Consider the following 15,443-nt stretch of genomic DNA (forward strand, 5'->3'; position numbering starts at 1 on the left):
TGCCGAACTCAGAAGTGAAACGCTGTAGCGCCGATGGTAGTGTGGCATTCGCCATGCGAGAGTAGGACACTGCCAGGCACCCAATTAAACAGCGATGTGCAAAATAACATCACTGGCTGCGAGGATGACACCTCATAGAAGCGGCAAATGATTTAGCGAAAGCTAACCGAATGCGGAGCGGTAGTTCAGTCGGTTAGAATACCGGCCTGTCACGCCGGGGGTCGCGGGTTCGAGTCCCGTCCGCTCCGCCACTACTTAAAAAGCCCAGTCTAACGACTGGGCTTGTTTTCGTTTCCGGCACCACACTCATTTCCCGCTCGCATCAGCACTGTCATCATCCGATCATCGCCCCTGAGAATGGTTGCCGCTATAATGGCCGCCCTCAAGCAAGGTGGTGGTATGAAAGCAGAGTATCTACAGCGATTCGGGGGCATTGCCCGTCTTTATGGTCAGAGTGCGCTGCACTCCTTCAGCCTGGCAAGAGTCTGTGTGGTGGGGATCGGTGGCGTCGGTTCCTGGGCCGCAGAGGCGCTGGCCCGTGCCGGCATCAACCAGATCACCCTGATCGACATGGATGACATTTGCATCACCAACACCAATCGCCAGATCCACGCCATGCAAGGGACGGTCGGTCGTCTCAAGACCGAAGTGATGGCCGAGCGCATTCGTGCCATCAACCCGGATTGCGAGGTGATCGAGGTGGATGACTTCGTCACCGCTGACAACCTGGCCGAGCATATCAAGCGGGAGTTTGACTATGTGGTGGATGCCATCGACTCGGTCAAGGCGAAGGTGGCGCTGATTGCCTTCTGCAAGCGCAACAAGATCCCGGTGATCGTGGCCGGTGGTGCCGGCGGGCAGATGGACCCAACCCAGATCACCGTGGCCGATCTGGCCAAGACCATTCAGGATCCGCTGGCCGCCAAGGTGCGCTCCGACCTGCGTCGGCTGCACAACTTCAGCAAGAATCCGGCGCGCAAGTTCGGGGTGGAGTGCGTCTTCTCAACCGAGCAACTGAGTTATCCGGATGGCCATGGTGGCACCTGCCAGGCCAAGGCGGCCAGCGACGGCAATATGAAGATGGATTGCGCCTCCGGTTTCGGTGCCGTGACGCCGGTGACGGCGACCTTCGGTCTGGTGGCCGCGTCCCGGGTGTTGAAGAAGATTGCCGAGCGCGGGGCCCGCGCAGAGAAAGAAAGCGTAGGGTCGATTAGCGAAGCGTAATCGTCCGTCTCGCCATCAGGAGTTCGTTCTATTACGCCGACGCCAGATCCCGGATCCCCAGCACTATTGCCCTGAGCCCATTGCCCCGTGACGGGCTCAGGTGTTTCTCCAGCCCAAGCTCGCTGAAATACCCTTCCATATCAAAAGCCTGGATCGCCGCAGACGGTTGGTGGTTGAGCGCCGCCAGCACAATGACGATCAGTCCGCGTACGATGCGGGCGTCGGAGTCGCAGGCAAAGTGCCAGCAACCATCCTCGCTTTTCTCTCCCTTCAGCCAGGCCTGACTCTCACAGCCTTTCAGGCGGAATTCATCTCGTTGCCATTCGGCTGGCAGGGCAGGCAGCAGCTTGCCGAGTTGGATGATGAGCCGGTACTGGTTCTCCCAGCCGTTTGCTGTGGCAAACTGCTGACGGATGCTATTTGCGTCGGGCTCAACGCCTATCCGGGTATAGGTTGCGAGGCTGTTCATTGGATTGTCTGCCTTAGAAGAAGTCACTGAGTTTGTGCAGGGCGGCCAGCAGGGCGTCGACATCGTCCCGGTTGTTGTAACAGGCCAGCGAGGCGCGGATTGTACCGCCGATGCCAAGGCTCTCCATCAACGGCATGGCGCAGTGGTGGCCGACCCGCAGCGCTATGCCCTGCATGTCGAGCAGGGTGGCCGCATCCTGAGGGTGGATCTCCTCCAGCAGGAAGGAGACGGCGCCAGCCCGTCGTGTGGGCTCACCGATCAGGCGCAGGCCGGGCACCTGACACAGTCCCGCCACCAGATAGTCGGTGAGTGCCTGCTCATGGCGCACCAGCTCGGCCCTGTCTTGCGCCGTGACAAAGTCGATGGCGGCGGCGAGGCCGATGGCCCCGGCGATATGGGGGGTGCCGGCTTCAAACTTGAAGGGCAGGGTGTTGAAGGTGGTGCCGCCGAAGCTGACCCGGTCGATCATCTCTCCCCCCGCTTGCCAGGGGGGCATCCGTTCCAGCGGCTCGGTACGCCCCCACAGTACGCCTATCCCGGTCGGGCCGTAGAGCTTGTGGCCGGAGAAGGCGTAGAAGTCGCAGCCGATGGCCTGCACATCCACCTCGAGATGAGCCACCGCCTGGGCGCCATCGATCAGGGTCAGGGCGCCGACCGCCTTGGCGGCCGCCACTATCTCCTTCACTGGATTGACGGTGCCGAGGGCATTGGAGACGTGGGCGACGCTCACCAGCCGGGTGCGCGGCCCCAGCATGGCCCGATAGGCGGCCATGTCGAGATCGCCGTGCTGGTCGAGGGGAATGACCCGAATAAGGGCGCCGGTACGTTGGGCGACCAGCTGCCAGGGGACGATATTGGCGTGGTGCTCCAGGGTGCTGAGCACTATCTCGTCCCCTGGTTGCAGCTTGCTCATTCCCCAGCTCTGGGCGACCAGGTTGATGGCCTCCGTGGTGCCGCGGGTCCAGATCACCTCCTGGTTGCGAGGCGCATTGATAAAACGGGCGACCGTCTCGCGGGCGGCCTCGAAGGCGCGGGTGGCACGGCCGCTCAGGGCGTGTGCGGCGCGGTGTACGTTGGCGTTGTCGGCCCGATAGTAGTGCGCAATGGCATCCAGCACCGCTTGCGGCTTCTGGGTGGTGGCGGCGTTGTCCAGATAGATCAGGGGGTGACCGTTGACCTTCTGCGCCAAGGCCGGAAACTGGCTACGCAGCAGGGCGTGCTGTTGCTGATTCATGCTCCCCTCATCTCGTCTGGAAAAGTCGGTCATGATCCTGAAAATGGCGGGCAAACACAAGGCGAAGTGGCGGGATCCTGCCTGCGGTTTCGGCTGCCTGCGGGATCTCTGTTACAATGCCGCCCCTCATCATAAGCCAAGAGATCCGGCCCATGAAGCTCAACCCCAATCAGAACGAAGCGGTCAAGTATGTCTCCGGCCCTTGCCTGGTGCTGGCGGGTGCCGGATCGGGCAAGACCCGCGTCATCACCAACAAGATCGCCTATCTGGTGCAGCAGTGCGGCTACAACGCGCGCAACATCGCTGCCGTCACCTTTACCAACAAGGCGGCGCGGGAGATGAAGGAGCGGGTAGGCCAGACCCTGGGCCGCAAGGAGGCGAGAGGACTCATGGTCTCCACCTTCCATACCCTGGGGCTCGAGATCATCCGCCGCGAGCACAAGAGCCTGAACCTCAAGGCGAACTTCTCCCTGTTCGACGACACCGATCAGCTGGCGCTGCTGAAAGAGCTGACGGAAGCCGAGCTCGATAACGACAAGGACAAGCTTTCGGCCCTCATCAGCCAGATCTCCAACTGGAAGAACGACCTCATCCTGCCGGCCCGCGCGATGCGCATTGCCCGCGGGCCGGAAGAGGTGCTGATGGCCCAGCTCTATGAGCGCTATCACCGTCAGATGGTGGCCTACAACGCGCTGGATTTTGACGACCTTATCGTGATGCCGACCCTGCTGCTCAAGAGCAATCAGGAGGTGCGCGAGCGCTGGCAGAACAAGATCCGCTACCTGCTGGTCGACGAATACCAGGACACCAACACCAGCCAGTACGAGCTGGTGAAGCAGATCGTCGGCGAGCGGGCCCGCTTCACCGTGGTGGGGGACGATGACCAGTCCATCTACTCCTGGCGTGGCGCCAAGCCCCAGAATCTGGTGCTGCTGAGCGAGGATTTCCCGAGCCTCAAGCTGATCAAGCTGGAGCAGAACTACCGCTCCAAACGGCGCATTCTCAAGTGCGCCAACATCCTGATCGCCAATAACCCACACGTCTACGACAAGGCGCTCTTCTCCGAGCTGGACGAGGGGGTGAAGCTCAAGGTGCTGTTCGCCAAGAACGAGGAGCACGAGGCAGAGCGAATCGCCGCCGAGCTGATGGGCCACAAGTTCATGAACCGCACCCGGTTCAAGGACTACGCCATCCTCTATCGGGGCAACCATCAGTCGCGCATCTTCGAGAAGGCGCTGATGACCAACCGCATACCCTATCGCATCTCGGGCGGCACCTCGTTTTTCTCCCGTACCGAGATCAAGGACATCATGGCCTACCTCAAGCTGCTGGTGAATCCGGACGAGGACACCGCCTTCCTGCGGGTGGTCAATCTGCCGCGCCGGGAGATAGGCCCCACTACGCTCGAAAAACTGGGCCAATACGCCAACCAGCGCGGCAAGAGCCTGTTTGCCGCGAGCTTCGAGCTGGGGCTGGAGCAACACCTCTCCGGGCGCGGCTTGTCAGCCCTGCAGGCCTTCACCAACTGGCTGGTGCGGCTCGGCGATCAGGCGCTGCGCGGCAATCCGGTGGAGGCGGTACGAGACATGATCAAGGAGATCCACTACGAGGAGTGGCTCTACGAGACCTCCACCAGCCCGAAGGCGGCGGAGATGCGGATGCAGAACGTCTCCACCCTCTACCGCTGGATCAGCGAGATGCTGGAAGGGGACGAGCTGGAAGAGTCGATGACGCTCGCCCAGGTGGTCACTCGCCTTACATTGCGGGACATGATGGAGCGCAACGAGGGAGAGGACGAAGCCGACCAGGTGCAACTGATGACCCTGCACGCCTCCAAGGGGCTGGAGTTTCCCTATGTCTACATGGTGGGCATGGAGGAGGGACTGCTGCCCCATCAGACCAGCATCGACGAGGACAACGTGGAGGAGGAGCGGCGCCTCGCCTACGTGGGCATCACCCGGGCCCAGGCCGAGCTCACCTTTACTCTCTGCAAGGAGCGGCGCCAGTATGGCGAGTCGGTGCGGCCCGAACCGAGCCGCTTCCTGCTGGAGCTGCCCCAGGATGACCTGGAGTGGGAAAACCAGAAGAAGGTGAGCGCCGAGGAGCGTCAGCAGAAGGGGCAGATGGCGGTGGCCAACCTGAGGGCCATGTTCAAGAAGGATTGACGTCGGGGGGCGTGATGGCCGTCTGACCCAGCAGAGGGGGGATGTCCACGCCCGGCAACGGCGGGGAGATGTGGCGCCCCTGTCCGAGGGCGCAGCCAAGCTCGATGAGCTTCTGCAGCTGCTGCTGGTTTTCGATGCCCTCGACCACCAGGGTGAAGTCGAGGTCCTGACAGATGTCGCGCATGGCGCGGATCAGCGCCAGATCTTTGGGGGAGTTCATCATGCGGTGGGTGAAACTGTCATCCACCTTGATGTAGTCCACCGGGAAGTGGAACAGGGCATTGAGGGAAGAGAAGCCGGTGCCGAAGTCATCCAGGCTGATCTGGATCCCCTTGGCCCTGAGTTCGTGCAGCGAGGTGAGGGAGTCGGCACTCTGCCTGGAGAGCTCGCGCTCGTTGAATTCGAAGATGAAATAACCCGGGATGACCCCCTCCTCCTCCATGATGCCGACCAGCCGCATGATCTGCTCGCGGCTGGCCAGATGCTTGCCGGAGAGGTTGAGGGAGATCTTGAAGCGGCCGCCCCCCGAGACCGGCAGCCAGAGTCTCAGCTGCTGACAGGTGCGCCTGAGGATCTGGCGATCCAGATCCTGGATGAGGCCGCACTGCTCGGCCAGCGGAATGAAGTCGAAGGCATCCTTGAGCTCGCCCTCCTCGGTGATCCAGCGAGCCATCACCTCCAGACCGACCAGCCGGCTGTCGCACAGCCTGATCACGGGCTGGAAATAGGGCACTATCCTGCCTTCCCGCAAGGCTCTGAAGAGTCGTTCCTCCGGTGACCCCGCATGCTCCGTGCAGGCCTCGGAATAGACGACGATGCGGCTGCGGCCGTTGCGCTTGGCCTGATACATGGCGAGATCGGCCTGATGCAGCAGCTCGCTGACATCGGCGGTCTGTTCCGACACGCTGGCCACCCCTAGGCTGAGGGTAATGGTCAGCTCATTGCCCTGCAGCCGGAACGGGTGGGCGATACGCCCCAGGATGCGGTTGAGCACGGGGCTGATGTCCTCCTCCCGCTGGCTGTTGTCCAGATAGATGACGAATTCGTCCCCCCCGAGCCTCGCCACCATGTCATTCTGCCTGATGCAGCTCTGCAGGCGGCTGCCCAGCTCCTGCAGCAACTGGTCGCCGGTACTGTGGCCCAGGGCGTCGTTGACCTGCTTGAAGTGATCCACATCGGCGAAGATCAGCGTGAAACCCGCGGTCTGGTAGCGGCGATAGCGGGTCATGGCATGGTGAAGGTGATTCATCAGCAGGGCCCGGTTTGGCAACTGGGTCAGGGGGTCGTGCAGCGCATTGAACTGGAGCCGCCGCTCCAGCTCCTGGTAGTGCTTGAGCCGTTTCTGCAGTCGCAGATTGGTCTGGCGCAGTTGCTGGAGCCGCTGGTTGATGGACTCCTCCGAGTTGAGATCATCCAGTTGCTGTCTGATCTTTTTCAGCTCCAGCAGCAGGGTCAGCTGGTGGCGCAGGAAGTCGAGGAACAGCCGGTCATCGGCCTCCAGGGGCTGGGCGGTGTTGATGATGAGGTGGGCGAAATATTGCTGCTGCTGGCGCAGGGGCAGGCTGTACCAGTAGAAGCCGCCTTCATGGCGCTCGACGTTGTTGGTGCTGTGGCACAGGGCCAGGAGGATGTCGTCGTCGTAAGGGAGGTGTGTCGGGTAGAGCCGCTCCAGCCGCTGGTTCACCAGCCGGATCAGCAACATGTCGCTGATCGCGAGCATCTGGCGCAGCACCGCCTCCAGCTGGGCAAACAGGGCATGCTGCGGCAGATTGTGGGCCAGGCGCATGATGCGGCCGATCTTCTCGATCTTCTGCTGCCAATGGGGGTCCCGCTGCATGAGGGGAGAGGCCTGTCCCGCCAGCTGGATGCCGGTCTGGGTTTCGTGCAGGCGCTTGGCCAGACACTCCAGCAGCAGCCGCAGGGTCGGGGTCTGCTCCGGCGCCGTGCGGGCCAGCAGCCACTGCACCTCGATGTGCTCCACTGGCTGCACGCACCATCCCTGGCCTTCATCGAGTCGGGTGAGCTGCTCGGTGAGGCGGGGCTCTTCCCGTGCCAGCTGCTGCTTGAACGTCTCGGGCAGCTGGTATTCATGCCGCCAGCGCAGACCGCCGTCGACCAGCCCCAGCATGGCGAAGTGCTGCAGGGGGCAGAGTCTGCCCAGCTGCCCGACCAGTCTGGCGTAATCCTCAGGGGAGGCCATGCCGGGGGCAGGAAAATCCATGATGGAGGAGACGACCGCCAGCAAGGAGGGAGAGTCTGGCGGCGTGGTGGACTGGACTGACATGCAACACTCCCGAATAAACTTACCATCAAGCGTAGTCGGAAGTGATGGGATTGAAAGGGCTGCAATAGGAGCCCTTTCAAATACTTAGAGCTTGTCGATCATGTAGTGAATGGCGTTTTCGATCTCTTCGTCGCTACAGGCGGCGCAAGTGCCCCGCGGTGGCATCATGCCGGCCTTGCCGGTGAAGCCCTCGATGGCATGCTTGCGCAGGGTATCGAACCCCTGGGCGATGCGCGGCTCCCATGCCGCCTTGTCACCCCGCTTGGGGGCACCGGCCGCCCCAGTGTCGTGACAGGCGAAGCAGGCCGCCTTGAACACGGTCTCGCCGTCACGAGGACCGGATGAGGCCGCCGCGGGGGCGGCCGCCGCGGTCGCGATCCCTTCCAGATCCTTGGCGGTATAGACCTGGCCGACCGGGGCGATGCGCTCGGCGATGGCCTCCTCCGACATGTCATCGGCGGCAAGGACGGCACCGGACAGAGTGGCGGCCGCCATCCCGGCAGCCAGCAAATAGCTCAGTTTTTTCAACACGCTCATGTACTCCCAGCAGGCTCTTATTATCCCCAGAAAACGACGGGATTATAACCGAATAGTTACAGGCATTTAAACGCTTGTGTGTGAAGTGTTAAGCAATCTGCGAACAAAGTTCCTGCGCCGGGAGAGGGGGCAGATAAAAAGAAACCCGGCTTTCGCCGGGTTTCAGGGGGCTGGGCAGGCAAGGGCATGCTCCCATGGCGGGGAGCCACGCCGGGCGCGTCAATCCCAGCTGAGGATCACCTTGCCGGACTGGCCGGAGCGCATGGCGTCGAAGCCCTGCTGGAAGTCGTCGACCTTGAAGCGGTGGGTGATGATGGGGGAGAGATCCAGCCCGGATTGGATGAGGCTTGCCATCTTGTACCAGGTCTCGAACATCTCGCGGCCGTAGATCCCCTTGATGAACAGTCCCTTGAAGATCACCTTGCCCCAGTCGATGGCCATGGTGGAGGGGGGAATGCCGAGCATGGCTATCTTCCCGCCGTGGTTCATCTTGTCGATCATGTCCTGGAAGGCGCTGGGCACGCCGGACATCTCCAGCCCCACGTCGAAGCCCTCTGTCATGCCAAGCTCGGTCATCACGTCGGAGAGCTTCTCCTTGCTCACGTTGACGGCGCGGGTGGCGCCCATCTTGCGGGCCAGTTCCAGCCGGTATTCGTTGACGTCGGTGATCACCACGTGGCGGGCACCCACGTGGCGGCAGACGGCGGCGGCCATGATGCCGATGGGACCGGCGCCGGTGATGAGCACGTCTTCCCCCACCAGGTCGAAGGAGAGGGCGGTGTGTACCGCATTGCCGAACGGATCGAAGATGGCGGCCAGCTCATCCGGGATGTTGTCCGGCAGCTTGAAGGCGTTGAAGGCCGGGATCACCAGGTATTCGGCAAACGAGCCCGGACGGTTGACGCCAACGCCGATGGTGTTGCGGCACAGGTGGGTGCGACCGGCGCGGCAGTTGCGGCAGTGGCCGCAGGTGATATGGCCTTCACCCGATACGCGATCCCCCACGGCGAAACCGCGCACTTCCTGGCCGACGGCCACCACCTCTCCCACATACTCGTGACCCACCACCATGGGCACCGGGATGGTCTTCTGGGACCACTCGTCCCAGTTGTAGATGTGGATGTCGGTGCCGCAGATGGCGGTCTTGCGGATCTTGATCAGCAGATCGTTGTGGCCGAGCTCGGGAGCCGGCACATCCGTCATCCAGATGCCGACTTCGGATTTGAGTTTGGAGAGTGCTTTCATGACAGTTTCCTCACGGCGCAGTGCCGGGTACAGAGGGTAATAAAATGGGGCCCAATCCTGGCCCCCGTTTTAATCAGTCAGCCGTGCGATCAAATCACACCGAGTTCGCGGCCGATGCGGATGAAGGCATCGATCGCCTTGTCCAGCTGCTCCCGGGTGTGGGCGGCGGACATCTGGGTGCGGATGCGGGCCTGGCCTTTGGGGACCACGGGGAAGGAGAAGCCCACCACGTAGATGCCGGCCGCCAGCATGCGGCTCGCCATCTCGGCGGCCAGCTTGGCATCCCCCAGCATGACCGGGATGATGGCGTGATCGGCGCCGGCCAGGGTGAAACCGGCGGCGCTCATCCGGGTGCGGAAGTAATCGCTGTTCTCTTTCAACTGGGCGCGCAGGGCGTGGCCGTCGGCCAGCATGTCGATCACCCTGATGGTGGCCGAGACGATGGAGGGGGCCAGGGAGTTGGAGAAGAGGTAGGGGCGGGAGCGCTGACGCAGCCAGTCGATCACCTCTTTCTTGCCGGAGGTGTAGCCGCCGGAAGCGCCGCCCAGGGCCTTGCCCAGGGTGCCGGTGATGATGTCGACCCTGTCCATCACGCCACAGTATTCGTGGGTGCCGCGACCGTTTTCGCCGATGAAACCGACTGCGTGGGAGTCATCCACCATCACCAGGGCGTCGTACTTGTCGGCCAGATCGCAGATGGATTTGAGGTCGGCGATGACACCGTCCATGGAGAAAACGCCGTCGGTGGCGATCAGCTTGAAGCGGGCGCCATCGGCGTCGGCCTGCCTGAGCTGGGCTTCCAGCTCGGCCATGTCGTTGTTGGCGTAGCGATAGCGCCTGGCCTTGCACAGGCGCACGCCGTCGATGATGGAGGCGTGATTGAGCGCATCTGAGATGATGGCGTCTTCGGCGCCAAACAGGGTCTCGAACAGACCGCCGTTGGCGTCGAAGCAGGAGGAGTAGAGGATGCTGTCCTCGGTGCCGAGGAAGGCGGACAGCTTCTGCTCCAGCTCCTTGTGCTGGTCCTGGGTGCCGCAGATGAAGCGCACCGAGGCCATGCCGAAGCCATGGCTGTCCAGACCCTGATGGGCGGCGGCAATGAGATCGGGGTGGTTGGCCAGCCCCAGATAGTTGTTGGCACAGAAGTTCAGCACCTGCTCGCCGCCCACCGCAATCCGGGCCTGCTGGGCCGAGGTGATGATGCGTTCCTGCTTGTATAGCCCTTCCGCCTTGACCTGTTCGAGCTGCTCGGTCAGGTGACGATAGAATCCGTTAGACATCCTCGGTCCTCATTGCTGTATCGGCTGTGTAATCAGGATCTCGGGCCGTGCAACCGCACGGATCGGTGTCGTCACGGTCGCGACGAAACGCCGACAGACCCTAGAATGGGCAACATTTTACTGTAATCCCTGCGCATAAATTCAAATTTTTATGCTGATATTAAACAATTGTGAAACAGATCTCACCCGGCTGGTTGGGCCAGTTGGTGGTAATGCTGCTCCAGCTGGTGGATCTGTGTGGCCACCTGGGGCTGCACATAGGGGCGCAGCAGGAACAGCACTCGCAAGACCCCCTGATACAACAAGGGCTTGGTGATGCGGGTGCCGGGTGCCTGGGCAATCTGGAAGGGGATCCAGCAGGTCACCACCATCTTGATGGTCTGGCCCAGATCCGGCAGGTCTTCGTCGCTGACCGCCAGGATGCCGCCCTCGCGCAGGCTCCTGAGCAGCGCCTCCACGGTGGCGCGCAGCTGCTCCTGGGCCTTGAGGTACTTCTGCTGCAACGGCTCGTCGCGACTCAGGATGTCCGGCAGATTCGCGTAGAAGAAGCGAAACTGCCACATCAGATAGAAGATGGCGTCCAGATAGCCCATCAGGTCTTCCAGCCTGATCTCGCGGTTGCGCGCCGGGGCGAAGCTCTCGCTCAGGTGGCGGGCGTACTGATCGAAGATGGAGTGGATGATGTCTTCTTTGTTGCGGAAGTGGTAATAGAGGTTGCCCGGGCTGATGCCAAGATGGGCGGCAATGTGGTTGGTGGTGATGTTGCGCTCGCCTTGGTCGTTGAACAGCTCGGTGGCGCTGTGGATGATCCTGTCTCTGGTCTTCATCGCTGATCCCTCTGCCGGGCCCCGAGGGGAAAAGTCATCGAGGTCGAATCCCCTTGCGGCCCGTGATAAACTTTTCGGCAATTTCAAATTGGCCCACTATACACAGCTTTAACAGGCAGTCACACGGGGCCACAACGTACGCGAGGCAAACTCCATGATCGTAGTAACTGGCGGTGCTGGCTTTATCGGCAGCAATCTGGTCAAGCAGCTGAACGCTCAAGGACGGACCGATATCGTGGTCATCGATGACCTGACCGACGGCACCAAGTTCGTCAACCTGGTCGACCTCACCATCGCCGATTACATGGACAAGGACGAGTTCCAGGCGCGCATCGTCTCCGGCGACGAATTTGAAGAGTGGGACGGCATCGAGGTGATCTTCCACGAAGGTGCCTGCTCCGCCACCACGGAGTGGAACGGCAAGTTCATCATGGAGGTCAACTACGAGTACTCCAAGGATCTGTTCCACTACTGCATCGAGCGGGAGATCCCGTTCATCTACGCCTCTTCCGCCGCGACCTATGGCGGGCGCAACGACAACTTCATCGAAGACCCCAGGTTCGAGCAGCCTCTCAACGTCTACGGCTACTCCAAGCAGCTGTTCGATCAGTACGTGCGCCGCTGGATGCCGGAGATCGGCTCCCAGGTGGTGGGTCTGAAGTACTTCAACGTCTATGGTCCGCGCGAGCAGCACAAGGGCTCCATGGCCTCCGTAGCCTTCCACCTCAACAACCAGGTGAAGCAGGGGGACAACCCCAAGCTGTTCGAGGGCTGCGACGGCTTCCCGGACGGTGGCCAGATGCGTGACTTCATCTATGTGGACGACGTCTGCAAGGTGAACCTCTGGTTCTGGCAGAACCCCCAGCACTCCGGCATCTTCAACTGTGGCACCGGTCGTGCCGAGCCGTTCCAGAACGTGGCGGAAGCGGTGATCAAGCATCACCAGAAAGGCGCCATCGAGTACATCCCCTTCCCGGATCACCTCAAGGGTCGCTACCAGAGCTTCACCCAGGCCGACCTTACCCGCTTGCGCGGCGTCGGTTATGACGGCGAGTTCAAGACAGTGGCCGAAGGCGTGGCCGATTACATGGCTTGGCTAAATCGGGCTTGATATAATTTTTTGTCAGTGACAAGGGCTACCCATATATCTGGTAGCCCTTGTATTCTTTGTTCACGCCTTAAATTATGTGATTTCAAGTATGAAGAAAAAAGTGCTGTTCGTGATGAAAACCCTGGAGGGCGGAGGGGCCGAAAAAGTACTGGTCAACATACTCAATCATCTCGATGAAGCCAAATATGAAATAACCTTGTTGTTGCTGAAATATGAAGGGGTATACCTGTCTTCGTTGCCGAGTCACATCAAGGTAAAATATTTGCTGGGGCCTGAGCCGACAGGCTTTCTGCGTCGTGGGATCATCTATTCCATGAAGAAACGGTGGTATTCTCTGGTCTTGGCCAAGCCGTGGTTGGCCAATGTCCTGCTCCCTGACTATTACGATGTGGGTGTCTCATTTCTCGAAGGAGATGCCAGCCTGCTGCTCTCTCATCTCAACGGCCCTCAGAAGAAAATAGCCTGGGTTCATATCGATCTTGAAAGGCATCATACCTTGCCTCGAGAGATTGAAAAGGCGGTGTATGAACGGATGGATGAGGTCGTCTGCGTATCGGAAGGCGTCAAACAATCCGTGTTGAACCTTCATCCTGTCCTCGAGAGCAATATTTCAGTTATTTATAATCCTGTTGATACAACTCTTATCGCCGCCAAGGGGCAGGAGAGTATCAAGGTTGGCCGTGGATTGAATGTACTGGCTATTGGCAGATTGCTGAACTCGCAGAAGGCATTCGATCTCCTGTTGGCTGCCCATCATCAGAATATTGCGGCAGGGATGGATTATCATCTCACCATTCTTGGTGAGGGTTCGGATAGAGAGGTATTGGAAAAATATATCCAGGAGCATCAGCTGAGCGATCACACTAGCTTGCTGGGGTTTCAGGACAATCCTTATCCATATATAGCTGGATGCGATCTCTTCGTGATGTCTTCCCGTTATGAGGGCTACCCGGTTGTCTTGGTAGAGGCGATGACACTCGGCAAGGCGATTGTCTCGACAGCCTGTACCGGCCCTCAAGAAGCACTGAATGACGGTGAGTTTGGCTATCTGGTCCCCGTCAACGATGTCAATACCTTGGCCGAGGGGATAAAAACTCTGCTGGAAGACCAAGAGGTCCGCGAACGCTATGCCAGCCTGTCCAAGCAGAGAGCCGACATTTTCAGCTTCAGACGAAGCATGATGGATGTCGAGCATCTACTAGATACCCAATCCTGAGTTGCTCGCATCGGCTCGGTCGCGGTTACCAGAAGATGGTAATTTTGTGGCAGAGTGGATGAGTAACCTTAGTCGTGAGTCGGATAACTATGAATATATTGATGGCACTCTCCCAGCTCGAAGTGACGGGCGCTGAGGTCTATGCCACCACTGTGGGTAACGAGCTGGCCCGCCGTGGTCACAACGTCTTCTACGTTTCAGACACCCTGACCAAGCCCACCCAAGGGCCCGTGTTCAAGCTGCGTTTCAACAAGCGCAGCATATTGCGCCGCTTCTGGCATGTGTTCTACCTTATCTATCTCATCAAGAAGCATCACATCCAGTTGGTGCACGCCCACTCGCGCGCGTCCGGCTGGAGCAGCTACGTCGCCTGCAAGCTGACCGGCACCCCCATGATCACCACGGTGCACGGTCGCCAGCCGGTGCACGCCTCCCGCAAGGCATTTCATGCGCTGGGCTATCGGGCGGTGGCGGTGTGTGAGGACATCGCCAGCCAGATCATCGACAACCTGGGGGTGGATCCGGCCATGGTGCAGGTGCTGCGCAACGGTATCGAGACCGACAAGTTCCAGCCTGTGCCGGCACCGGACAACGACAAGCCGGTGATCGCCATCATCGGCCGGTTGAGCGGCCCCAAGGGGGAGCTCTGCCATCGCTTGCTGGACGAGGTGCTGGATCTGGAGGCTTGCCGGGTGCGGGTCGTCAGCGGCACTCAGGTGCCGGAACGTTTCACCTGCTTCAAAGAGAAGGTCGAGTTCGTCGGTTATGTGGACGATGTGCCTTCCCTGCTGGCGGGCTGCGATCTGGTGATCGGCGCCGGCCGGGTGGCGATGGAAGCCTTGCTGTGCGGTCGTCCGGCGTTTGCCATCGGCGAGGCCAAGGCCATCGGACTGGTGGAGGAATCCAATCTGGCCGAGGCACTGGCCAGCAACTTCGGCGACATAGGCCCCAGGGATCTGGCCATCGATTTTGCCGCGTTGAAGGGGCAGATCGCTCCGGCGCTGGCCAGCAGGACGGTGCCGGAGTCCGTTCGTCAGCGTGTCTTGCAGGAGTATGACCTGCAAGGCGTAGTGACCGAACTGGAGTCCGTCTACCAGGACGCCGTGGTGGAGACGTTGCGCCGGGAGATGCCGGTCATCATGTATCACCGCTTCATCGAGCACGACAGTGAGAAGGGGGTGCATGGCACTTGGCTACCCGTCGCCATGTTCGAGAAGCACCTCAAACTGATGAAATGGTTAGGCTACGAGACACTGACATTCGCAGATCTGGCGGACAAAGGGCTTATCCACCGCCTGCAATATGGCAAGAAGTACCTGATGATCACCGTCGACGACGGCTATCGGGACAACCTGACCCGCATGCTGCCGCTGCTTGAAAAATATGGTTACAAAGCCGTGGTGTACATAGTAACGGGTGAAGATCACAATCGCTGGGACGTGGAGCATCCGACGCACCCCGATACTCCGGTGACCCTGATGACCCCGGACGAAATCAAGGTGCTGGTGGCTTCCGGCCATGTGGAGGTCGGGGGACATACCCTGACCCACCCCCGTCTGAGCACGCTTCCTCCGGAGGCGCAGGCACACGAAATCCGGACCAACAAGGCGTGGCTGGAGCAGCTGCTCGGCCATCAGCTGCTCTCGTTTGCCTACCCTTACGGGGATCTGAACGACAGCGCGAAAGCCCAGGCCAGCGCCGCTGGTTATCGTTATGCTGTGGCCACCAACAGCGGTCCCAGAGCCATGCACCAGGACCCACTTCAGATCCGCCGGATCGCCATCTTCCCCCGTACAGACGTGTTCGGGTTGTGGCGCAAGATCCGTGGCAACTATGTCTTTAGGAAATAAG

12 protein-coding genes and 1 tRNA gene are annotated in these 15,443 nt (G+C 60.5%); 6 read left to right on the forward strand and 7 right to left on the reverse strand.

Going from position 1 to position 15,443, the window contains the following annotated elements:
- Positions 1-174: 174 nt before the first annotated feature.
- Together AB5Y72_RS10170 and tcdA are read left to right on the forward strand one after the other, a co-directional pair.
- Positions 175-251: transfer RNA gene (locus tag AB5Y72_RS10170), tRNA-Asp, on the forward strand.
- A gap of 148 nt (positions 252-399) precedes the next feature.
- A complete protein-coding gene (gene tcdA, locus AB5Y72_RS10175) occupies positions 400-1,224 on the forward strand; it encodes a tRNA cyclic N6-threonylcarbamoyladenosine(37) synthase TcdA (protein ID WP_325783678.1) in 825 nt (274 codons plus the stop codon).
- A 31-nt stretch (positions 1,225-1,255) separates the two neighbouring features.
- Here the strand turns inward: tcdA and AB5Y72_RS10180 are convergent, their stop codons facing one another.
- Together AB5Y72_RS10180 and AB5Y72_RS10185 are read right to left on the reverse strand one after the other, a co-directional pair.
- A complete protein-coding gene (locus tag AB5Y72_RS10180; protein WP_325783677.1) occupies positions 1,256-1,693 on the reverse strand; it encodes a SufE family protein in 438 nt (145 codons plus the stop codon).
- Between the two features lie 13 nt (positions 1,694-1,706).
- On the reverse strand, positions 1,707-2,927 hold the full coding sequence (locus tag AB5Y72_RS10185) for a cysteine desulfurase (protein ID WP_325783676.1): 1,221 nt from the start codon (positions 2,925-2,927) through the stop codon (positions 1,707-1,709).
- Positions 2,928-3,079: 152 nt separating this feature from the next.
- On the opposite strand from AB5Y72_RS10185, the gene rep reads away from it, so the two are divergent.
- A complete protein-coding gene (gene rep, locus AB5Y72_RS10190; protein ID WP_325783675.1) occupies positions 3,080-5,092 on the forward strand; it encodes a DNA helicase Rep in 2,013 nt (670 codons plus the stop codon).
- Here the strand turns inward: rep and AB5Y72_RS10195 are convergent.
- The 5 genes from AB5Y72_RS10195 to AB5Y72_RS10215 form a co-directional block, all read right to left on the reverse strand.
- Entirely contained in the window at positions 5,079-7,376 is a 2,298-nt protein-coding gene (locus AB5Y72_RS10195) for a bifunctional diguanylate cyclase/phosphodiesterase (protein WP_209795076.1), read from the reverse strand. The genes rep and AB5Y72_RS10195 overlap by 14 nt on opposite strands.
- Before the next feature lie 84 nt (positions 7,377-7,460).
- Positions 7,461-7,913, reverse strand: a complete 453-nt coding sequence (locus AB5Y72_RS10200; protein WP_042077874.1) for a cytochrome c5 family protein — start codon at positions 7,911-7,913, stop codon at positions 7,461-7,463.
- Positions 7,914-8,132: 219 nt separating this feature from the next.
- Positions 8,133-9,158, reverse strand: coding sequence for an L-threonine 3-dehydrogenase (gene tdh, locus AB5Y72_RS10205; RefSeq protein WP_325783674.1), 1,026 nt, complete (start codon positions 9,156-9,158; stop codon positions 8,133-8,135).
- Between the two features lie 89 nt (positions 9,159-9,247).
- Positions 9,248-10,438, reverse strand: a complete 1,191-nt coding sequence (locus AB5Y72_RS10210; RefSeq protein ID WP_209795077.1) for a glycine C-acetyltransferase — start codon at positions 10,436-10,438, stop codon at positions 9,248-9,250.
- Between the two features lie 182 nt (positions 10,439-10,620).
- On the reverse strand, positions 10,621-11,265 hold the full coding sequence (locus AB5Y72_RS10215) for a TetR/AcrR family transcriptional regulator (protein WP_042077871.1): 645 nt from the start codon (positions 11,263-11,265) through the stop codon (positions 10,621-10,623).
- Between the two features lie 154 nt (positions 11,266-11,419).
- Between AB5Y72_RS10215 and rfaD the strand changes: the two genes are divergently transcribed.
- The 3 genes from rfaD to AB5Y72_RS10230 all read left to right on the forward strand — a co-directional run bounded on the left by rfaD (position 11,420) and on the right by AB5Y72_RS10230 (position 15,442).
- The gene (rfaD, locus tag AB5Y72_RS10220; protein ID WP_042077870.1) at positions 11,420-12,376 is read left to right on the forward strand and encodes an ADP-glyceromanno-heptose 6-epimerase; all 957 of its coding nucleotides are present in this window, start codon (positions 11,420-11,422) and stop codon (positions 12,374-12,376) included.
- An 88-nt stretch (positions 12,377-12,464) separates the two neighbouring features.
- Complete coding sequence (locus AB5Y72_RS10225; RefSeq protein ID WP_318162268.1) at positions 12,465-13,592, forward strand: glycosyltransferase; 1,128 nt, start codon at positions 12,465-12,467, stop codon at positions 13,590-13,592.
- Positions 13,593-13,681: 89 nt separating this feature from the next.
- Positions 13,682-15,442 carry a polysaccharide deacetylase family protein gene (locus AB5Y72_RS10230; RefSeq protein WP_318162267.1) on the forward strand — a complete coding sequence of 587 codons (1,761 nt, stop codon included), beginning with the start codon at positions 13,682-13,684 and terminating at the stop codon, positions 15,440-15,442.
- The last annotated feature ends 1 nt before the right edge of the window (position 15,443 follow it).

This window comes from Aeromonas sp. R7-4 (genome assembly GCF_040908055.1).
Classification (GTDB): Bacteria; Pseudomonadota; Gammaproteobacteria; order Enterobacterales; family Aeromonadaceae; genus Aeromonas; species Aeromonas sanarellii.